This is a genomic window from Sinorhizobium sp. CCBAU 05631, assembly GCF_002288505.1.
Taxonomy (GTDB): domain Bacteria; phylum Pseudomonadota; class Alphaproteobacteria; order Rhizobiales; family Rhizobiaceae; genus Sinorhizobium; species Sinorhizobium fredii_C.
This window is the reverse complement of sequence record NZ_CP023066.1, coordinates 1-21,906: the sequence shown is the minus strand read 5'-3', so window position 1 is coordinate 21,906 and position 21,906 is coordinate 1. Positions and strand designations below refer to the sequence as shown.

At 62.0% G+C, this 21,906-nt stretch carries 13 protein-coding genes and 1 pseudogene; 7 read left to right on the top strand and 7 right to left on the bottom strand.

Features of this window, described 5'->3' with window-relative positions:
- Positions 1 to 39: 39 nt before the first annotated feature.
- From brxC to SS05631_RS30310, 4 genes are read right to left on the bottom strand one after another with little or no spacing between them, the layout of a single operon-like run.
- Positions 40 to 3,585: a BREX system P-loop protein BrxC gene (gene brxC / locus SS05631_RS30325; RefSeq protein ID WP_037424884.1), complete on the bottom strand. Its 3,546-nt coding sequence runs from the start codon at positions 3,583 to 3,585 to the stop codon at positions 40 to 42.
- A gap of 6 nt (positions 3,586 to 3,591) precedes the next feature.
- Positions 3,592 to 4,203: a DUF1788 domain-containing protein gene (locus SS05631_RS30320; protein ID WP_037424888.1), complete on the bottom strand. Its 612-nt coding sequence runs from the start codon at positions 4,201 to 4,203 to the stop codon at positions 3,592 to 3,594.
- 2 nt (positions 4,204 to 4,205) lie between these two features.
- The gene (locus SS05631_RS30315) at positions 4,206 to 4,793 is read right to left on the bottom strand and encodes a DUF1819 family protein (RefSeq protein ID WP_086022803.1); all 588 of its coding nucleotides are present in this window, start codon (positions 4,791 to 4,793) and stop codon (positions 4,206 to 4,208) included.
- Between the two features lie 29 nt (positions 4,794 to 4,822).
- Entirely contained in the window at positions 4,823 to 5,746 is a 924-nt protein-coding gene (locus SS05631_RS30310; protein WP_037424893.1) for a WYL domain-containing protein, read from the bottom strand.
- 94 nt (positions 5,747 to 5,840) lie between these two features.
- Between SS05631_RS30310 and SS05631_RS31265 the strand changes: the two genes are divergently transcribed.
- From SS05631_RS31265 to SS05631_RS30280, 7 genes and pseudogenes are all read left to right on the top strand, one after another.
- Complete coding sequence (locus SS05631_RS31265; RefSeq protein ID WP_157213210.1) at positions 5,841 to 6,017, top strand: hypothetical protein; 177 nt, start codon at positions 5,841 to 5,843, stop codon at positions 6,015 to 6,017.
- A 19-nt stretch (positions 6,018 to 6,036) separates the two neighbouring features.
- Positions 6,037 to 8,694 (top strand): PD-(D/E)XK nuclease family protein, encoded by a 2,658-nt coding sequence (locus SS05631_RS30305; RefSeq protein WP_037424896.1) that lies wholly within the window; start codon positions 6,037 to 6,039, stop codon positions 8,692 to 8,694.
- Positions 8,694 to 12,090 (top strand): annotated as a pseudogene (locus SS05631_RS30300) (UvrD-helicase domain-containing protein). The gene SS05631_RS30305 and the pseudogene SS05631_RS30300 overlap by 1 nt, the downstream one beginning before the upstream one ends.
- Positions 12,091 to 12,104: 14 nt before the next feature.
- Positions 12,105 to 15,443, top strand: coding sequence for a DEAD/DEAH box helicase family protein (locus SS05631_RS30295; protein ID WP_037424902.1), 3,339 nt, complete (start codon positions 12,105 to 12,107; stop codon positions 15,441 to 15,443).
- 723 nt (positions 15,444 to 16,166) lie between these two features.
- Positions 16,167 to 17,084, top strand: a complete 918-nt coding sequence (locus SS05631_RS30290; protein WP_095678174.1) for a recombinase family protein — start codon at positions 16,167 to 16,169, stop codon at positions 17,082 to 17,084.
- Positions 17,085 to 17,346: 262 nt separating this feature from the next.
- Positions 17,347 to 17,676: a hypothetical protein gene (locus SS05631_RS30285; protein WP_037424913.1), complete on the top strand. Its 330-nt coding sequence runs from the start codon at positions 17,347 to 17,349 to the stop codon at positions 17,674 to 17,676.
- A 71-nt stretch (positions 17,677 to 17,747) separates the two neighbouring features.
- Positions 17,748 to 18,209: a hypothetical protein gene (locus tag SS05631_RS30280; protein WP_037424916.1), complete on the top strand. Its 462-nt coding sequence runs from the start codon at positions 17,748 to 17,750 to the stop codon at positions 18,207 to 18,209.
- A 72-nt stretch (positions 18,210 to 18,281) separates the two neighbouring features.
- On the opposite strand, the gene repC is transcribed toward SS05631_RS30280, so the two are convergent.
- The 3 genes from repC to repA all read right to left on the bottom strand — a co-directional run bounded on the left by repC (position 18,282) and on the right by repA (position 21,906).
- Positions 18,282 to 19,496 (bottom strand): plasmid replication protein RepC, encoded by a 1,215-nt coding sequence (gene repC, locus SS05631_RS30275; protein ID WP_037424917.1) that lies wholly within the window; start codon positions 19,494 to 19,496, stop codon positions 18,282 to 18,284.
- 154 nt (positions 19,497 to 19,650) lie between these two features.
- Complete coding sequence (gene repB / locus SS05631_RS30270; protein ID WP_037424919.1) at positions 19,651 to 20,637, bottom strand: plasmid partitioning protein RepB; 987 nt, start codon at positions 20,635 to 20,637, stop codon at positions 19,651 to 19,653.
- 72 nt (positions 20,638 to 20,709) lie between these two features.
- Positions 20,710 to 21,906 (bottom strand): plasmid partitioning protein RepA, encoded by a 1,197-nt coding sequence (gene repA / locus SS05631_RS30265; protein ID WP_037424921.1) that lies wholly within the window; start codon positions 21,904 to 21,906, stop codon positions 20,710 to 20,712.

The following is a 21,906-nucleotide window of genomic DNA, read 5'->3' as shown; positions in this document are numbered from 1 at the left end:
ATTCGCGCTGTGGGGCGCTGCTTGAATGAATCGCATCCATCAGATCGTGATCCTTTTGCCCGCGTGGATTTCCGCAATCAGAGTCTCGTGCAGGGCCGCCAGATAGGCATCGACATCGCGCTCATCGGCGAGATACGGCTTGGCATAGGTGACGCGCAGCGCGCCGACAGCCACATATTCCGGTTGGACGGGCGTCGCCGGTGGTAGCGGGCCTGCGTCATTCTGGAAACCCTGCCGTTTGGCCTCACCATCGCCCTTCTGTGCGGGCGACGCAGGAGGAGGTGCCGTTACACGGCCAAGAAGCGCCGGATAGACCGACGACTTAAATCCGCTCACCCGCTCACGGATTACTGCGATCAGCTTGCTGTTTGCGACTGTCTCAAGGACACCTGAAAAGGCCGCCTCGATTTCTCGGCGATCGAAATCCGTGAGGGAGGCGAATTCCGGCAGTGCCCGTAGCTTCTCTCGAAGCTCTTCCACATTGGAAAACGCCGTCTTGCGCTCTGTCGCGATCCGGTTATCGACCTCGTCTTTCAGGGCCTCAAGAGTACCCTTTATCTGTTGGATGGTATTGCCCTTGAAGCAGTTCGGATCGTCCAGAACGGCACGGATAGCGTTGGCCTTTTCATCGCCACCATAGCCGAAATTGGCACTCTGGTCGGACAGATAGGCCCGCGCCTCGTCATAGATCGCCTTCTGCGCTCCACCCATGAAGCGACGAATCGAGTCGAGAATGCCGTCCTTCAGATCGAGCAGCCGATCTTCGTGACGGCCAAGCTCCTGCAGATACCACGCGTATGGCTTGCCTGTAACCTCGCGCACCGCCTCCCGCACACCACTCAGTGCGGTTAGGAAGGGATAGCGCGACGACTCTGCCTCCAGCACGGCGAGATCATTCTTGAGAGCAGCAAAGGCCTCCGCCGTCTCAAGCCCGAGCGCTTTGCCCTCGGAACCGGCCGGCTGCGCGTCGAAAAACTCGCGATAGAACTCCTTGAGCTTACGCGTCTGCGCTGGCGTAAACTCCACCTGCAGTTCGAGCACGATATTGCCCAAGGCATGGGCGTTCTGGAGGCTTCGTTGCAGAGCCTCGCCCTCCAACGGGCTGCCGTCCGAACGCGCCTCGATCTTGCCCCGGCCAAGCAAGCTGGCCGTGGTGCAGAGGATCGCAGCATAGGACCAGCCATAAGGCCTGCGCTCAAACCGTTCGACGACGGCTTTCACTGTCGTCCGTATGCCGTTGCGGGCGTTCGATTGCGCGTAGTTGAGAATCTCCTGCTCCGCCTCCGTGAGATTCGCGGCATCTTCGCCAAACATGCCGTCATTGCCATGCGCAAGGAACTTGCCGATCTCGTTCTCCGAGTAGGCTACGCCGCGTAGCATGCCGAGATTGACATGGACCTTGTCGACGAGGGTCTGAAACGCACGTTCGGTTCGGGCCTGCGGATCCTCCGACCGAACTTCAATCTCCTCCCCCCGCACGAAAAGCCGAGCCTCGCTCACCAATGTGCGGGCCTTGAGCGTAAGATCGCGCTGCCGGCTGCTGTTCTGCTCGCCCTTCTCACGAATGATGCGTTCGATGGTAGGCTGCTGCGTCACCGCGCGAGCCTGGCGGACGTACTTGTCAGTGCGCTTGAACATCATCAGGTCGCTCACGAAGCGGCTATCGGTGTTGAGGACGACGGCGAGCTCGTCCCTCGATATCGTGCGCATCGCGATAGCTTCGGCGTTTCCGCTCTGCTCGTGAAATGGAGTGATGACATTGATCGCAAGCTCGTAGTCGCGCCCAAGCAGCCGGTCATCGAGATACCGCGCAAAGGAATAGTCCTGGGACGACGACTCGTGCCGGAGCTTCCGGCTTTTGATGACCCCATCGAAGATCAGCGTCTCCAGCTCCTTGGCGATCTCGGCCGTATCGACCTCCAATGCCTTGATTTCCTGCTCGACGTCCTTCTCCTCATCCGTCAGAAACTCGAACAGCTCGCCGTTGCGCTGGATATAGGTGTTCTGCTCGAGCAGGCTCAGCGCCTCGTCGACACGCCGCTTGTGCTTCGTCAGATCCACGTCGAACCTGTCCAGCATCAGGATCGCGACGTTTCTGGCCGTCGGCTTGAACGCCCTGACATATTTGACTAGGAACAGCGCTTTCAAGATCCGCGTGGCGAACTCGTCGTCGAGATTCTTCTCGGCAATCAAGATTGACTGCTGGACATTCGATTTAAGCGCCGTGCGGATGCCTTCGAACATCTGGTCGAAGGTCGCGAGACCGCCAATCGGAATGTCCGCAAGCCTTACCGCGACCTCCTGGAAGACGCCCAGCATCGACCGCTCACCGACCGAACTGTGCTTGCCCTCGAAAGCATTGTGCTGGGACAGGTTCTGGATCGCCAACTGGAACAAGGGATACTGGTACGGAATGAATGGATAGCTGTGAATGAAATGATCGCGGTCCCGGAAGTTCTCGAGGCGGATTGAGCCATCCGAAAAGTCGAACAGTGTCTTCAGGTTGTTCGACTCGCGATGATAGAGCGCGGACAGCGCCTCTATACCGCCGTCGGTCTTCTTGAGCAGGCGCTTCTGAATCACTTCGGCGACATCGGCGCTGTTAAGCGGCATCCTGTTCGCAAAGCGCGCCTGAATTTTGGAGAAGTCATTCTCCTGCCACTGGTTCCTGTCCCCAATAACGGAGGCCATGTCCTGTTGCGCCGTCACGATCAGCCAGGCCCGGCCGCGGCACTTGGTGTTCAGGCTTTCCGCGATCGTCTGCAGATTCGTCATGAGCTTGACGTTGTCGGCGATGTACTGACCGACCTCGTCGACGAAAAAGTTGAGCCGGAAATCCGGCGTCTGCGCGTCGATATAGGCCTTCACCTTGTCGGCGAAGTCCTCGATCGATGACCGGAAATCCTGACGATACCTCGTGAGAATGCCCTGTCCCTCGGATGGATCAGCACCCGTAGCCTGAGCATAGGCTTTGGCTACGTTCGCGTTCTCCAACAAAGCCTGTTCGCGTCCCCGGTCCCAGGACTTGCCGGCGATGGACTGGTATGCCGCCCTGAATGCGTCGAGCAGGCCGCGGCTATCCAGATCACGCTCAAATTGGGCAATGTGAGGCTGCTTGCCATAGTAGCCGCACATTTCGTCGAAGACTTTCTGGAACACAGAAAGCAGGGCGTCGATCTGCTCCTTTGAGATCACATCAGCCTTCTGGTCGATGTTGAATAGGATGCTCTTCGAGGGGATCGAGACGGCTTTGCGTAGATCGGCCGCGAGGATCTCATTGTGAGCGCACTTCTGCTTGAAAAGCTCGTATGCGGGACGGCCCCCCACGTCCCGGTTCTCCAGAAGGAGCGCCAGCATCTTCAGCAGGTGCGATTTGCCGGAACCGAAGAAGCCTGAAATCCAGACACCATTGGCTGTCCCGTAATTGTTGTAGGCATCGAGGAACTTTTCGAGTTGCCGCTCGATCTCGTTGGTGATGATATATTCGTCGAGTTCGACCCAGAGGCTCGCCTCGTCATCCGCCTTGATGACCCCCTCGATCTCGCGATCTACAGGTTCCTTGAAAATTTCGCGAAGTTTGCTCATGGCCCGTCAGACCTCATAATGCGTTATGTCAAAAGCGCGGTAGTATTTGTCGTCTTGCAGCATTCCGAACAAATCGAGTGACGCTCCTGTCGCCAGGCTGTGCGTGTATTTCCCCGGAAAGAACATTACCGTCGGCTTTTCCTTGGCAGTGCTCTGGAGGTTATTCAGCACATTGTGGGACCGAATATAGGGATAGACCTCGCCGACACCCGACAGAAAAAGGACGTCGAACTCCTCACTTGCGAGCCGTGCGCCGATTTCAGGAACGAGATGCGTCTCGGGATCAAGAACCCCTTGAAGAAGCTCTTTCAGCTCGTCTTTTCTGATGCCTTGTTCTGCGGCGAGAACATCATCCCAAATACCACGCTCGCGCAGCATGGCGATGCTCAAATCATAGAGGTTGATCTCCATCACACGGACGCCTCGATTTCCAAGCTGCTTCACCAGGCTCGCGCGCATCGCCTCCATGGCGACCGCTTCGTCGACTGGATAAGGGCAGATGAAGAATGGCACCTCGTTGCCGAGGCCCTGCTTTTTGAGAAAGCGCTCGCTCGCGATCACCTTCAGCAGGTGATCGAAGCGATCCTTGGGGCTCGCCGTATTACTCAGTCGCGACATTCCTATTTCCTCCCCGATTGTCGTTCGGCACCGGGGAAGTAACGGAGCTCATCGGGGTTGCCGGCCTGAATCACGGCCAAGACGCGCGCCGACAACATCGCTCCGAGGATCCGGTTGTCCTGTGAAAGGATTTCTGCCTCGCGCATCAGGCGGAAAAGAACGGCGCGAAGTTTGGCACGAGTCGAGGCAGACAACGCCGCGAGCTTGGGAGACCATTCCTCCTTCGCGGAGAAAAACGTATCGAAGTCGTCATAGGTCAGGTCGGTCCGCAACGACAAGAATCGGTCGGTGAGAACCTCTACCGCGAATTCACCGATGAACCTGTAGGCGCGGCAGGCTGCGAGCCACAAAAGCGCGGCCTGCTCGCTCCGGTCCCCTTCTATGAACAGCGCTAGTTCGTCCGAAGACAGGCGCTTCAAGCGGTTCACGATCTCCCGAATCGAACGTCGCGCCGAACTTGCCTTGCGGACCGGGAATGCTCCGCTTTCTTGCGCGGCGACCAACGTCGACTCCCAATCGCCGCCGGCGACATGCAGACGCGCAACGGCCACGCTCTCGTTGATGAAAAGCCCGCCCGTTCCGAAGGACATGAGATAGGGGCGCTGTTCCGAGCTCTCCATTAAACGCTCCCCTCGACCTTCGGAGCCTGCTTCGCCTCATCAAGTTCGAAGTCAGCGCTCTTAAGGGCGTGTGCGGTTTCTGCAGCATTGACCGCGACAATATGTTGGGTGCGAGGGTCCTGCTGACTGGCATCGCCAAGAAGGCCAAGGCGCTTGAGGACATAAAAGAGCATCGCGTAACGGACCGTGAGGACCGCCCGCTCTTTCGTCATTCCATAGTCCTTCGCAACCACTGCACGCTGGCTCGGTGTCAGGCGTGGATGAGGACCGATCTCGATGTTAAACGTCTCCTGCCATAAGGTATCCTGATCGCCGCCGGGCCCAGGATCATCCATGTCGCGCACGCCGAGGATCCGAGGCAGCAGGAAATCCTTGAATTTATTGTCAATGTGACAATAGGCGCGTGCATGCCAGCGAAGGCCGTCATAGCCGAAAGCGTGCGGCGTCATCCGGCGCCACATCGGGTCGGCCCGCCTACCGCTCATCGATTGATAGTGGACCTCGATCGAGCGGTGTTCGCGAACTGCGCTGAGGATCGCCTGCAAGACCCCTGAATCGACCGCGCGGCGCGGCGTCAAGGCGATGTCCGTCTGGGGCGGATGCGCGATCCAGGACTCGCTGGGCTCGGCGAGCCCCTCCGCCAGCGAGCGCAGGCGCGATAAATAGCCGTCAGGATCGGGTTTCAGGAAAATCGGTGAGAACTGCGCGCTCGCGACATAGCGTTTCGCGCTCTTGTCATAGATGGCGTTGTGGGGCGCGCGCTCCTGATAGAGCGTCAGGTCCTTTGACGCCTGCGGCACGGATACGTCGAACATCGCGATGATGTCGGAGCGGTTGACTCCGCCCTCCCAAAACAGCCGGAACTCGATGAACTCGAGCCGGCGCTCCACACCCCATTTCAATGCCGCGGCGCCTTCCACCATTGCTCTTCGCCTTCCTGCGCCGATGGGAATAAAAACTATATGGACATATCGACGCGATCCGTGTAATTATTATTCCCATCAATGGCGCCAGTCAATGGTGATCGGCGCAAATTTCGGGGGCAAAACCATGCCGAAACATGTTTCCAAGGGCGAAGTCACGAGCAAGCGGGCGGCGAGCGCCGCCGCCAAAGTGTTGCGGAATCCCAAGAGCAGTAAGGCCGCAAAGACAGCGAGCGCATCGGCGCTCACCCAGCGTCCGAACAAGAAGTAACCCCTGCAGGAGAGCGGCCATGTCCGTCGCGAGTCGATCCACCCTTGTCGTTCACGGTCGCCTCGCCATACGGGAACGCCGCCTGGCGGCGGCGCGCGAGGGCCGGCACGGCCTGCAAGTCATGTCCTTCGAGCAGGCGGCAGTGCGGCTCGCCGGGGGGGTCGTCCGGCCGATCGACGACGAAAGCCTGCGCGCGGCGATCCAGGCCGTCCTGCCGGCAACGCCGATGGGCGAGCTCGAAAGCATCAAGTCGCTGCCCGGCATGATCGACGCGGCCGCAGACACTCTGCACAAGGCCTGGCGCGCTGATATCGACCTTGCGGCGCGGGCGGCCGAGCATTCGCGGCTCGACGCCATCGCCCGGCTGGAGGCGGCGGTCCTGGCGCAGCTTCCCGCTGGCATGATGCGTCCCATCGACATCGTCGCCGGCGCTGTCAGCCGTATCGCCCATGCGCCCGCCGTTCTCGGCCCCGTGGAGATCGCCGGCCTCACCGAACTCTCGCCCTGCTGGCGGCCGCTCCTGAAGGCGCTCACCGTGCACATTCCCGTGCAATGGACGGCGGGGCCGAGGAAGGCGCCGGCCTGGCTGGAAGGCACGGATATCGCGGTGCTGCGCGCGCCCTCGGAAACCCCGGAGGTCAGCGCCGTCAGCGCCGCGACGGCCCATCACGAAGCCATCGAGGCCATGCGCTGGGCGCGGTCGCTCCTCGCCTCCGGGCGGGCGGCGCCGTCTGACATCGCGATCGCCACTGCCTCGCCCGCCGACTATGACGATCACTTTCTCGCCCTGCGCGCGGACGCCAATATCGACCTGCACTTCGTCCATGGCGTCAGGGCCGTCACCACCCGTGAAGGCCAGGCGGCCGCCGCGCTGGCCGATATCGCGGTTCGCGGCCTGTCGCAGTCCCGGCTCCGCCGCCTCGCAGCCCTGTGTCGGGACTCCGCGCCGTTTGAGTCGCTTCCCGAAGGCTGGCTGCGCGTCCTGCCGGCCGATGCGCCGATGTCGACGCCGAACGCCTGGAACCGCTTGCTGGGGCGATTGAAGCCCGAGGACTGGCCGGACGGCGCTGATCACACCCCGGCCTTGCGCGCAGCCACCGACATGCTCGCCAAGGGGCCGGACGCAGCGCAGGAGATCGGTGAGGCCTTCCTCAACGGTCGCGCGCTCGCCATCTGGCGCAAGGCCCTTCTCACCGGGCCAGCGGCCTCGATCGACGCCACCCTCGAAACCCTGAAGCAGGATGACGGGCTGGAGGCGTGCGTCTCCGTCGCCTGGATGCCGGCGAGCGCGCTCGCGGCCTCGCCGCGCCGTTTCGTGCGGCTGATCGGTCTCAACTCCTCGCGCTGGCCCCGCGGAATCGCCGAAGACCGGCTGATCCCGGACCATATCATTCCGACTGCTGAGCTCGACCCGCTTCCGGTGAGCCTCGCCGATCGCCGAGATTTCGAGACGATCCTGGCGACCACGGACGGCAAGGTCGTCCTCTCACGCGCCCGGCGCGACAGCGACGGGCGACTCCTGGGACGCAGCCCCCTCCTCGTCGGGCATGGCGAGGAGGTCTATCTCGGCCGCAACGCCGTGCCAGGCCACGCCCTCAGCGAAACCGACCGCCTCATGGCCCGGCCGCAGGAGTTTAGCGCCGATCCGCAGGCGATCAGCGCGCAAGGCTGCTGGCGCGACTGGCGGCGCACCGAGATCACGCCGCATGACGGACTCATCCGGCCCGATCATCCGCTCATTCTGGCAATCCTGGCCCGCACCCAGTCGGCCAGCTCGCTCCGGCGTCTGCTGCGCAATCCGCTGAGCTTCGCCTGGGTCTATGCCTTTGGCTGGGGTGTGCCCGAAAGCAGCGCCGAGCCGCTCGTGCTCGATGCGCAGGGCGTCGGCGATCTGGTTCACATGGTACTCGACCGCGCCTTGCGCGACCTGGAACGCGCCGGGGGATTGGCATCCGCTGACGCCGGGGCAATCACGGCGGCGGTGGATCAGGCCGCAGGGCTTGTCGCTGCCGATTGGGAAAGCGAACGCGCAATCCCCCCGGCCGTCATCTGGGGACGCACCCTGGATGATGCCCGGCTGATGGCGGGTCGGGCTCTTGCATATGGCGATGCGCCTTTGCCGCATGCCCGCTCCTATGGCGAGGTGCCGTTCGGCGGGGCTGAGCCCAAGTCGGACGCGGAGACGCCGTGGGATCCCGGCGCACAGGTCTCGATCCCCGATACCGGGTTCAATATCGCCGGCTATATCGACCGGCTCGACATCGCGGGCGACGGCAAAAGCGCGCTCGTTCGCGACTACAAGATGGGCCGGGCTCCCCGGACCGCGATCCGGCTGAACGGCGGACGGGAGCTTCAGCGCTGCCTCTACGCCTTCGCGGTGAAGGCCCTGCTGGGCGATGACGTCGCGATCAGCGCATCGCTACTGTTCCCGCGCGAGCAGATCGATCTCCAGCTCGAAGATCCCGAGGCGGTGCTCGCTGAGATCACCGGCTGTCTGAGCGCGGCGAGGATCAGTTTCGCCGGCGGCGCCGCGCTGCCAGGCCCCGACACGGGCGGCGACTATGACGACCTCGCCTTCGCCCTGCCGGCGAATGCCAGCGCCACTTATTGCAAACGCAAGCTGCCGGCTGCGACCGAGCGGCTTGGCCAAGTCGCTCGAATCTGGGAGGCGGAATAATGAGCAGCGTATCCAAAGCCCTCAAGGATGATGGCGCGCGCCGCGACGCGATCAGCCTCCATGATCGGTCGATCCTGGTCGAGGCCGGCGCAGGCTCGGGCAAGACCGCCGTCATGGCCGGACGCATCGCCGTCATGCTCGCCCAGGGTGTCGCTCCGCGGACCATCGCCGCCGTCACCTTCACTGAGCTGGCGGCCAGCGAGCTCCTCTCGCGCGTCCGCGAAATTGTCGCCGACCTCTCGGCCGGCGACATCGCGACCGAGCTGCGCGTGGCGCTGCCCGAAGGCCTGTCGCAGGGGCAACGCGACAATCTCGCCGCCGCAAGCGCCGCCATCGACGAAATCACCTGTTCGACCATTCATGGCTTCTGCCAGCGCCTGATCAAGCCCTTTCCTGCCGAAGCCGACATCGATCCTGGCGCCGGCGTCATGGACCGCAACCAGGCCGATCTCACCTTCCTTGAGATCGTCGATGGCTGGCTGCGGGAGCGTCTGTCGGGCGATCAGGGCGGCATCCTTGCCGAAATGGTGCTTCACAGCCCCGGTGAAACCGTGGCGCTCGTCCACAATATCGCCGAAAATATGCGGCGCCGCCGCACCCTCGCGGCGCCGCCCGTCTCCCCGCTTGACGGTCATCTGACGGCGTTCCGGCAGGCGACGGCGGATTTCGCGGCCTTCATGAGCGGAGCGGCGGCGACCGAGCCGGGAAACCGTCGTGATCGTCGAGCAGCTGGCCGAGACGGCGACCGCGCTGGCGGTCGGTCCTGATCCCACGACGCCCTCGGGCTTGGTTGGGCTTCTGACCTCGCGTCCGCACCCGGATCTTTGCACCAAGGCAGGCACCTTCGCCTCCTATCGGAAGAAGGGCAAATGGACCGAGGCGGCGAAGCACGCGGGCCTCTCCAAGGCAGATGGCGAACGGCTAAACATCGCCGCCGAAGGCCACTACACCACCTGCTGCGATGCCTGGACTTCGCTTCTTCAGGCGGCGGCCAGCCAGGTTCTGGCGGCGCTGATCGAGGAGACGCGTCCGATCCTGCAGCGCTATCGCGACCACAAGCGCGCGAGCGCCCAGCTCGACTTCGATGATCTGATCTTTGCCGCGCGCGATCTGCTGCGCGACCATGACGATGTCCGGCGCGCACTCGGACAGCGCTTCGCACGCGTCCTTGTCGATGAGTTCCAGGACACCGATCCCCTGCAAACCGAAATCTTCTGGCGGCTGTGCGGCGAGCCGGTCGATGGCGATCCTGACTGGACCCGGTTCCGGATCCGGCCGGGTGCGCTTTTCCTCGTCGGCGACCCCAAGCAGGCGATCTATCGCTTCCGCGGCGCCGACGTCGGTGCCTATGTGCAGGCGCGCGGCGCCTTTCATTGGCAGGATCCCGACAGCCTTCTGTCGATCTCCACCAATTTCCGCTCCTGCGCGTCGATCCTCACTTTCGTCAACGAGCGCTTCAAGGCGGTGCTATCGGCGGATGGCCAACCCGGATTCACGGCCCTGGACCCGTTTCACGACGATCCCGGCGGCGGCCTGTGCGTCGCGGCGCTCGACATCGCTGTCGCCGATGAAAACGGCAAGGCCAGCGCCGAGCGGCAGCGCGACGCCGAAGCCGACGCCGTGGCCGAACTGTGCGCCCGTTTGATCGGCAGCCAGCCCATCATCGACCGGCGCAGCGGCGCGGAACGTCTTTGCCAGCCGGGCGACATCGCTTTGCTGGCGCCGACCGGCGCCGAACTGTGGCGCTATGAGGAGGCGCTGGAGCGTCGCGGCATTCCGGTGGCGACACAGGCCGGCAAGGGTCTCTTCCGCCGCCAGGAGGTCCAGGACCTGATCGCGCTGACCCGCGTTCTCGCCGACCGGCGTGATACGCTGGCGCTCGGCGCGCTGCTGCGCGGCCCGCTGGTCGGCCTCACCGAAGAGGATCTCCTGGATATCGTCTGGACACTGCCGCGTTCCGAGGAGCAGCCCGACCGGATTCCCCGTCTCGATCTCGGCGTCGATCCTGGCGCAATCGCTCATCCGCTCGCACGCGAGATCATCGAAAAGCTGCAGGCGCTCTACCGCCGCAGCAACAGCACGACGCCGCACGAGCTTCTCTCGCGGGCCGTAGACGTGATGCGGGTTCGTCCCCTTCTTCTCGAGCGCCATCGCGGCCAGGCCGAACGCGCGCTCGCCAATGTCGATCTCTATCTGAGCCTGTCGACTGGCTACGCCGTGCGCGGCCTTCGCGCCTTCGCCGAAGCGATGACCGCAGCCTGGACCGATGAGGCGCGCGCCGTGGAAGGCCGGCCCGACGCGCAGGAAGAAGCCGTCGCGCTCTTTACCATGCACGCGGCCAAGGGCCTCGAATGGCCAATCGTCATCCCCGTCAACACCATGACGGGCGTCATGGCGCCCGACAGCGCGGTGATCGACCGCCAGACCGACACGTTTTATTGCCCGGTCCTCGGCATCGCGCCCGATGGTTATGTGGCCGCGCGCCAGGCGGAAAAGGACGAGCTGGATCGCGAACGCATCCGGCTCTGGTATGTCGCAGCGACGCGCGCCCGCGAGCTCCTCGTTCTGCCCCGGCTCGATGCGACGCCCTCAAGATCGGCCTGGATTGGTCTGCTCGATCTGTCGCTCGCCGATCTTCCCGGCCTTGATGTCTCGCATCTGCCACTCGGCGAGGCGGGCGCCGGCGCTGGCGCGGGCAACACCCAGACGCGCGACATCTTCGCGGCCGAGGCTGCGGCCATCGCCGCGCGGCAGACGCGCCTCGTCTGGCTGGCGCCGAGCCGCGACGAGAGCGCTTCCGGCGCCGTGCTTCGGGAGGAAGAGGCCGGAATTTGGATGGGCTCGGAGGATGATCAGCCGCATGAGCTTGAGACGGCGGTCGTGGTCCAGGGCGGCCGCGAGCGCGGGCTGATCCTCCATAAGCTCATGGAGGAAGTCCTGACCGGGGAAACCGACGCGGTCGCGCCGGCCCTCACCGAACGCGCAAACGTGCTCATCCGGGCGCTCGGCCGTTCGCCCGTTGCCGATCCGGCGACGGGTCTTTCAGCCGAGGAGCTGGCGGGCTGTGTCATGCGGACCCTGGCTCTGCCCGAGATCGCGGACTTGCGCCCGGCGCTTTTGGCCGAGTTCCCCGTTTACGCCGTCCGCGCGGATGATGGCGAGGAGACGGCGACCGCTGGCATCGCGGACGCGCTGACCTTGACCGCCGAGGACCGCCCCGCGGTCATCGTCGACTGGAAGAGCGACGTGAACCCCGATCCCCAGACAGTCGATCACTATCGCTCGCAAGTCCGCGCCTATCTCGACATGACCGGCGCCGAGCGCGGACTGATCGTGCTGATGACGACCGGCGCCATCATCACCGTCTCGCCCTCGGCCCAGGCCATGGCGGCCTGAAGCGAGGGCGATCGATGACATCCCGCACCCCTGCCAGCCCCGTCCAGGACGACCTCTTCCACGAGGAGGTCCCTCTGCTGCTTCCCCCGCGCCTTGCGATCGACGGCAGGGTGCTCGGGAGTCCGGTGCAGCAACTGGCGGTCCCCGCCGTGCGTGAAACCTGCCGGCTCCGGCCGTTTTCGATCCGACGGGTCAACGGATATGAGACAAGCCTGAAATCCGGCGAGACGCTGAAGATCATCAGCGCCAGGACGGCCACCCGACTGGAAGCCGACCTCATCCTGCTGGTGCCCGGCGCGTCGGAGCCTTCCACGATCGCCGAGGCGTTGGAACTCGGCGAAGGTCGATGGATCAACATCACGCCGACCGACATCGCCGCACTCGATGCGGCCGTGCGCGGCGAACGCCTCGCCCTTGTCGCGACCTCATGGCAGGACGCGTTCCACCTCCGCGAAAGCCGCCCCGCCGAGAACGGTCGACCGGCGGTGCCCGGGCTGCGCCGCCCCCAGATCGGCGCGCTCCATGCCGCGCTTGCCCATGCCACGCGCTCGACCGAGCCCGCCACTGTCGTCATGCCGACGGGCACCGGAAAGACGGAAACAATGCTCGCGCTCAACGCCCATCAACGGTTCGAGCGCTTGCTGGTGGTCGTCCCGACCGACGCGCTGCGCGAGCAGATCGCCGGAAAATTCGAGACCTTCGGCGTCCTCAAGCACCAGGACTGCCTCGACGCTTCCGCTGCTTTCCCTGTGGTCATGCGCCTCTCTCATATCCCGACAAGCGCCGCGGATGTGGACCAGATATTCGACAGTGCGAATGTCGTGGTCACGACGATGCAGATCGCCGGCCGCGCCGAAGCGCCAGTTCAGGAGCGAATGGCGGCCCGCGCGTCGGCCCTTTTCATTGACGAGGCTCACCATATCGGCGCGCCGACCTGGGCGCGCTTTCGCGGCCTTTTCGTCGATCGTGACCCGCCATTGCCCATCGTTCAGTTCACCGCCACGCCATTTCGCGAAGATGGCCGGCGGGTCGATGGCGAGTTCATCTACACCTACCCCCTCAAGAAGGCGCAGGCCGAAGGCTATTTCAAACCGATCCGCTTCGAGGCTGTCTTCGGCCTGGATCAGGCCGATGCCGATCAGGCGATCGCCGAAAAACTCGGAGAGGTTCTACAAGCCGATCTCGATGCCGGGCTCAATCATCTCGCTATGGCGCGCTGCTCCACGATCGACCGCGCCAGGGCACTGCATCAGCTCTACAGCGCCCTGTTTCCGGAGTTTCGGCCCGTCATCGTTCATAGCCAGCAGGCGACGCGCGAGCGGCGCGCGAATTTGGACGCGCTTCGGCGGTTCGACAGCCGGCTCATCGTCTGCGTCGACATGCTGGGTGAAGGCTTCGATCTGCCCGAGCTCAAGATCGCGGGGCTCCACGACCCGCACAAGAGCATTGCCGTCACCATCCAGTTCGTTGGTCGCTTCACCCGCCAGGATCCGACGCTCGGGGACGCGACAGTGATCGCCAATACCGGCGTTGACGACATCGACCGCTCCCTGGCGAAACTCTACGCCGAAGATGCAGACTGGAACGCGCTGGTCGAGGCGCTCAGCAGCGCGCGCATCGAGCGGCAGGCTCGGCGTGCCGAGATGTTCAAGGGTTTTGTCGGCGATCTCAGCGACATTCCGCTGCAAACGCTCGAACCGAAGATGAACGCCGTGGTCTACCGGACCTCGTGCGACGCCTGGGAGCCGCTGCGCGCCGAAGACCTCTACAATCCCGGCGTCTATCTCGGCATGAAGATCAATTCGCACCAGCGCGTGGCCATCTTCGTCACCCGTTCGGAGGAGCAAGCCGGATGGACGACCGCGCAGCATGCGACCAACGTCATATGGGACTTGCACATGATGCATTGGGACCAGACGAAGGGCCTCCTTTACGTCAGCAGCTCGGCAAAGGGTCCTTATGACAAGCTGGCCAAAACCGTATGCGGCGAATCCACCCGTCGGGTCGAAGGCGAAGAGGTGTTCAGCAGCCTGCATGGCTTCAAGCGCCTGATCCTGCGCAACCTCGGCCTCACCCATCATCAGGGACGCGGCGTGCGCTACTCCATGTACATGGGCGTCGACGTCGCCGATGGCCTCGACACTGCCAAGTCCCAGTCCAGAATCAAGAACAATGTCTTCGCGACGGGATTCCTTGACGGCGTGCCGGCAACCCGTGGCTGCTCGGCAAAGGGCAAGTTCTGGTCGATTTCGCCCGTTCGCGACCTCACCGACTGGATCGAATGGTGCGAGGACATCGGCCGGTCAGTCAACGACCCCGGCATCACGACGGATGGTGTTTTCAAGAGCGCCATGCGGCCTCGACAAATCAGTGAGCGACCCACTGTTCCGCCTGTCGCGATCCACTGGCCAGAGTCGCTGCTGATGCAGATCGAGGATCGCGTCGAGATCAGCTTCGGCGATCAGCCCGTGCTGTTCACCGAATGCGACATCGAGCTTCTCGATCACGAACGAACCGGTCCGCTCCGCTTCGCGGTGCGTAGCGAGGCCGATGTCGCCGAGTTCGAGATTGTGTTCAGCGATGGCGGCGCCCGCTATCCGCAGCGAGCCGGTCCCAAGGCCACCATCAGGATCGGCGGGAAGGTGAAGTCCTTGTCCGAGTCATTCGGAGACGATTCCCCCCAGATCGACTTCGGCGATGGCTCTCTGCTCATCTACAGCCATCTTTATGCGCTGCCGGAGGGTGAAGCCGTCGAGCCCTATCCTGCCGACCGGATAGAGATATGGGACTGGTCGAAGACCAACATCCGTGCCGAATCCCAAGGCCCTGAGAAACGCGCCGACTCCGTCCAGCGGCGCGTGATCGACGCGCTGCTCGCCGATGGCGACGCCCATGATCTGATCTTCGACGACGACGGCGCCGGGGAAATCGCCGATGTGGTCTCGCTCCGCGTCACGGAGGGTCTTGTGCAGGTCACGCTGCATCACTGCAAATATTCGAGCGCCACGACGCCCGGCGCCCGCGTCAAGGATCTCTATGAGGTCTGCGGACAGGCGCAAAAGTCGGCGCGCTGGCGCGACCGTCCCAATCGCATGTTCACCCACATGCTGAAGCGCGAGAAGCTGCGCCTGGACAAGGGGCAAAGCTCACGCTTCGAGCAAGGCACCGCTGCGTTCCTCAAAAAGCTGAAAGCGAGCTGGCAGGACTATCGCTACGAGTTCGACGTCAGGATCGTGCAGCCGGGCCTCTCCCGAGCAGCAATCACCGAAGAGGGCTTACACCTGTTAGCCGGGGTCGAGACGTATCTGCTGGAGACCCGCGCGATGAAGCTGCGGGTCATCGGCAGCGCATGATCGTCCGTTCATGCCTTTGAGCCCAAAGGCTTCGGCACGAAAAGAGGCGCGTTCGCCGCGCTTCCGGATCAGCCCGGCTCGGCGCCTGGAAGGATTGGATCGAATGACCTCGTATCAGTGCCCATCGCCTGGGCCGTCGCCGCCAACACGTCCTCATCGTCCAACATTGGCGGGTGACCCGTCGCCGTTTGCCTGTGCTGCGCGCATCGTCGTCTGCCTCTGTTGCAGGCACATCGCGGAGGGTATCGCCTCGCGGCCACGCGACAACACGGATGTCGAATTCATGAACATTAAGTATATGAATTAACGTGGGCAAATTTCATAAACGGAAGCTAACAGCGACGATCTTTCCGTCATCCGGACGCAAGATTCCCTGCTCAATAACCATCGATAGGGTTTCAGCGGACTCATTTGCCTGATCGATTGGACTAGACCTCTCCCGAGCGGCCGACCGCTGGGCTGTCCCCCGGCTATTTCTCCATCTCAAAGCCCATCTGAAACGCAAGCGCGGTACTCGATCCCTTTCATAACAACCAATTTTTCGCGTTTCGCCCACAGAAGGCCGCTGGCGCGGTTTTCCGGCCGTCGATGGCCCGTGCTTGTTGCAGACCAAATTTCGCGCTGTACGGCCTTCCGTTTCGAGCTAAAACACGCTTGCAAAGGTTCGTTTTCTGACACATTTCTTATCTGTACAAACCGCCGCGGAAACGGCCGGAAAATCCGATGGCAAAAGCTGCAAACCTCATTCCTCCTCCCCTGCCGCAAAGGCTGATTGGATACGCCCGCGTTTCGACCGACGATCAGCTCAACGACGCCCAGGTCGACGAGTTGCGGGCAGCCGGTTGCCACCGCATCCACCAGGAGCACGGCTCCGGCGCGTCACGCGCAAGGCCGGTTCTCACCAAGCTGCTCAAAGATCTTGCCGCCGGCGATGTCCTCGTCGTCGTCCGCCTGGACCGCCTCGCCCGCTCGGTCAGCCATCTGCTTGATGTCATCGAAGATTTGGAAAAGCGCGGCGTGCATTTCCGCTCGCTGCGCGATCCGATCGATACCTCGACGCCGCAGGGGATGTTTTCCTTGCAAGTGCTCGGCGCTGTCGCCCAGCTCGAGCGCGCGCTCATCGCCGAACGGACCAAGGCTGGCATGAAGGCCGCCAAGGCGCGCGGCAGGCTTGCCGGCAATCCCGGGCTTCGGGAACGCCGCCCGGAAGCCATCCGCGCGGTCTCAGTGGCGCGCGAAAGGGCCTACCTCGATGAACTGATTGCGTCAGCGCAGACATGGCTGCCGACTGTCCGCCGGCTACGGCCGCAACACAATTGGGACAATGTCGTGCGGATCCTCAATCGGAGGGGCCACGACTGGACGGTTGAACGGTTGCGCCGGGCGGTGCATCGGCTGGTGCGCGAAAAGCTCGCGGAACCAGAACTCCTTGCCCGATCGCCGCGCCGGCCGCCCGAGGATCATCTGATGAGACTCGTTGCGGGGATCGCGATCGCCGATCCTGATCTGTCGCTGCGCGACATTGCAGCCCAACTGGACCAGATGCACGAGCGGCCGCCCCGTGGCGGCCGGAAATGGCAGCCGTCTTCCGTCAGGGCGCTGTTGGACGAGGCGCGTCGCTTCGGGCTCGTTCGTTCCTGAGAACACGAAGCGACGCGCAAATATGCCTGCCGCGTATACGTCCCTTCATATTCCATTCGCAAGTTACCATGATTTGCCGGGCCAATTGCCGATATTCCTCATCCGATCGAAGTCGGTCGAAGCCTGCTCAGGTCATTGATGCTTGGCGGACAAGCATCCACTCGGTGGACGCGACCACCGAATGCCCATCACCGATTGACCGAGCGGTGCATTTTCAGCACCTTCGCCTGCACTGCATGACTACAACCTCTCAGAGGAGCAAATGGATATAGTTGATAGCAAAGTCTCGATAAGAGGGATTGTGGGCTACTCGCGCGCCGGCCGCGACCATATGCATGAAGGCCGTGTGGTTGATGGCTTCGTCGTTCAGGACCGAGCGAGGCTGGTGACAAACGCCCATTCGGATCGCGATCTTACGATCGAAATTAGAGGTCTCAAATACTTGCCTGACCTAATCGCGTCTCTGGCGCTTGAACAACCGGATGAAGACGAGTCTCCTGAAGAGTTCGCGGAACGGCTGAAGGTGCGCGACGATATCGCAAAGGCTTTTCACGAAGCCGCCCTCCGCATTAGACAAGCACCTCGCGAATAGCCCTTGTGTACGCTTCTGAATCGCGCTTCCGAGGGATCAGCGTTTAACCGCCAGTTCCGTCGGAAGAGCGAATGAAACGAGTCGGCAACGACAAACCAATTATCGAGCAGGAAAACCCTGTTCTGACCCAAACGTTACCGCAGGAGGAGGATGGAATGGACTCTGTGGACGCGCACTGTTTTTCATGCGGCTACGATAAGTTGTTAATGGTGGGCGGCCTGATGACGAACTTTAAAGTATACTCGGCCGAACCGGTGAGCTGTGAAAATTGCAAGGAGATGACGACTGCCAATTACAAAGCGACGCCACTGACGTGTGAGGTATGTAACTCGTCCAACGTATTGCGTATTGATGACCCGTCGACCTGGCTGGGTGATGTCGACGGCTCGGAAGGACTTCCTCTCCTACCCCTTATGCTGGGCAATAGCGACACGCCACACTTGCGCGGTCACTACAAATGTCCGAAATGCGGCAAGTTCGAACTGCGTTTCGGGACGAACCATGCCGATCACCCCATCATTAGCGCCGATTGAATTAGGCACTCAGATGGCATGCGACGTTCCCCTTCCCATTCGGCTCAGCTTAGCAGCCGCTCCGCGATCGCACTATCCGGCTTTCCTGCCCGCACTCTCATGCGTCCGCATCAGTGCCATCAGCATTGGCCCGAGCGAAAACTCGCCGCGCGCCGCCTTTCGCGTGAGATCACGCAGGTAGCCGCCGGGGTTTTTTATGTGCCCTGCCCTTTCGAGGATGCAGGCGACAGCCACCGCGGCATTAGCCTGTCCCATGACCTCGCCGGCGTCCTGATAGGCCGACGGGCTGACCCCCAGCGTCGATCGAACGACGACCGCCGCCGACATCAGGTCGCGCCAGCTTCCAACCGCGCCGCCCGGCCCATAATCGTTGATCTCTGGGCAGGCCTTCAGCACCATACCCAACGGGAATGCCTTTATCGGCTCGCTCGTCGGCCGGCTGGTCTGGTTCAAGTTCGCGCCCTGCTCCTTTCTAGAGCTAGGTTCAAGTTCACTGCTGGATTCGGTATTTGAATTCTGTATGTGGCGTTCGTTTTGAACAGCATTGCTGCCCATACTCTCGGAATTTTCCTGAATTTCCAGCCGGTTGATGATTTCCTCGCGGAGCATCTCCATTTCCTCGAGGATCGGCTGTATGTCCGCGATCGTCGGCGTGCGGGGGATGCGCCCGGTCAGGCCTAGGAATATCTCCTCGATGTGTCCCCAGTCGCCGGCAGCCCCCTCCTCCATCGCAGCGCTGATCAGCTTGCGGATGTCGCGCCGGCAGATCGACAACGCTTCCTTGGTGATGCGAAAGCGCTTGCGCTCTGCGGCAACCTGTTGTGCGGCGTGCGCCAGTTCCTCGGCGCGCGCAAGCAGCGGCGCCAAGCTGAAGCCGAACGCCTCTTCGATCCCGCCGGTTTCGTCCTTGCGGGCGTAGCGCTTGCCGTTGGCGCTATCCTTGCGCTGGATCAGGCCAGCGTCGACGAGCGCGGCGAGATGCCGACGCAGCGTCGTGCCGGCGATGCCGTGCGCGCGTACTGAGAGCTGGTCGTTCGACGGAAAAACGACGAGACCTCGCTCCTCGCAAAGCTCGTTGTCCGGATAGAACGTCAACAGCGCATCGAGGACCGCAAGGGCTCGGTCCTGGATGCCAAGAACAGCCCTCGCCTCGCAGGCGTCACGGAACACCTTCCATTTGTCGGCTGTCTTGCCGGGTCTGATCTCGGCCGTCCGCATCTGCCCTTTGATTTGGGCAAGCGAAACCGGCCGCCGCCCGAAGGGCGTCGTCACATTTCCAACCTGCATTTCCTTCACCTTTCAGAAGGCAAAAGAAATCCGCTCACCAAAACGGTGCCAAAGACTCTTGACGGGGATTCGGGGAAATGCGATTCTCAGGTCGCTTACACACAGAGAAGGGCTTCCACGACGGCGACGTTTGGGGGCCTTTTTCTTTTGCGCGTTACTCTCCTTGTGATGATTCACGTTTACTTCGGAACGCCGCGTAGAGGTCGGCCAGGTTGTCCGAAAGGAACTTTCCGAAGTCCAGGGCATCCTTCGACTTCAAAGCGAGCGTAAAATTGCGTCCGTCAGACGACATGCTGGCGGCAATCCGTTTGTCCTCAGGCGCCCACTTCTGAACACTTTTGGGTGTGGCGACTTTCGCTGCCCTTCCCGATCGCTTGAGGTGTTCGACAAGGCGGTTGAATCGCTCCTCAGCACTGCCTTCGCTGAAGCCATTTTCCCCGACGAGACGCGTCGCGGCATCGAGATGCGCCGGCTTCTCCAACAGGGTTTTCAGTTCATACCATCGGTCGCGCCCGATAGTCTTGGCAGCTCCGATTGCATCGAGGATGTCCCGCGGTATCGCGGCTACGGACAGCATCTTCGAAAGGGTGGCCCGATCAGTGGACAGAGCGCGCATGACGACGGCGTTGTCGTTGTCGTAATGCAGTTGCGAGAGCGTATGAGCGAAGACCGCCCGCTCGATGAATGACAGATTTGCACGAGCGGAGTTCTCTTGTCCTTGCGCGACGACGTGGTCTTCGTCGCGCATTTCCTTGACTACAGCAAAGACCTTCCGACCCAGAGCCTTGGCCACTCGCAAACGACGATGGCCATAGACGACCATGTAACGACCGCCCAAGCTGGGGTGAGGCCGGACAAGTATTGGTGTGTCTTGCCCCCGATCGCGGATCGCCTCGAGAAGCTCGTTGTACTCGTTTTCATCCTCCTCGAGCCGGTCACTGACGAATGAGCCGTCGATCAGTTCCGGCTCCAATTCGACGACCGTTTGACCGGCACGCAGCTTGTCGGCCTGCGCGGCGAGCTCATCGATCGAGCTGAGGATCGATTTCGATGCCCCTGACATGCGGAACTCTGGGAGTGGCTCCCTCGCACCAGATGGGGCCTCCGTCATGACGCTTGCAAAGGGGTTTTTGCGAGCCATTTCTTCACTCTCCCGAGTGGTCTACCACATTGAAATCAATGCGTTTCCGCTGCGTTTTTACGGCCGTCAACATCAAAGACGGCCCCATGCTCTATGTATGAGTCCTTGGATCTCGAAATTAACCGCATCCATGCATTCCATCGCGCGGTCGTAGGTTTCGCGCGTGAAATTCGCACGATCGACTTCGTAGAGGGATTGCTTCGTCAAACCTGCGTCCGAAATGGCGGTCGTTTTCACCATCGGATTCTTCAGTATCTCCTCGGCGAGCATCGACTGCATGAATCCGAGCATTTGAACCTGGGGAACATCCGATGGCTCAAAGCGAGTGATCAAGTAGCGCAGCCAGTCCATTTGGACGTTTGCGCCCGCCTGCTTGATCGTCTTTGTTATGTTGCCGAGCATCAGCAGAAACTGGGACATTGACATAAGGTCCAGCATTTGCGGGTGAACGGTGATTAGCACCGACGTGGCGGCGGTCAGTGCCGTGAGTGTCAAATAACCAAGTTGCGGCGGGCAATCGAGCACCACCACATCGTAACGCTCATCTACGTCTTCAAGCGCCCTGCCCAGACGAGTGAAGAACCGCTTGCCTTCTGTCGACGTCTGCATTGCGAGCGGGGTGTCGTATTCATACTCCTGTAACTCAAGGTTTGCTGGAATGATGTCCAGACCAGGAAAATTAGTCGCTGCTATCACGTCCGCAATCGGTCGCCGCTGTTCGTCGAAACGAAGCGAGTCGTATAGAGACGGGTTTCGGTCTAGTTCAGGTTGGAAACCGTGTAGCGCCGAGAGAGAGGCTTGCGGGTCCAGGTCTATCGCGAGGACACGATGTCCCGTGAGAGCGAGATGCTGCGCCAGATGAGCCGTCGTCGTTGTCTTGCCGGACCCGCCCTTGAAGTTGACGACAGCAATGACCTGCAGCTTATCTCCTGGCTTGCGATAGGGGACGTATTTCTTGGCCTCGGCCTTGCCAGTCTTGTCAAGGAAATGCCGGAGCTCCAGCATTTGCTCGGCGGTGTAGAAGCGACGGCCTCCACTTGAAGTCGCGGGCACGGGTCCTTTGCCTTCGAGGTGAAGGCGCTTTAGATTGTTAGGACTCACGCCGAGATAGTGAGCCACTTCTGCCATAGAGAACGTCCGCAAAGTCTTGCGAGCATTCGGCGGAAACTTCTCCTGGCGAAGCTGGTCGAGCTTGCGGGAAATCTCTGCGCCCTGCAAAAGAATCTTGTCGTCGAACTCGAATTTTGGGAATGCGGCGAAAGCGTTCAT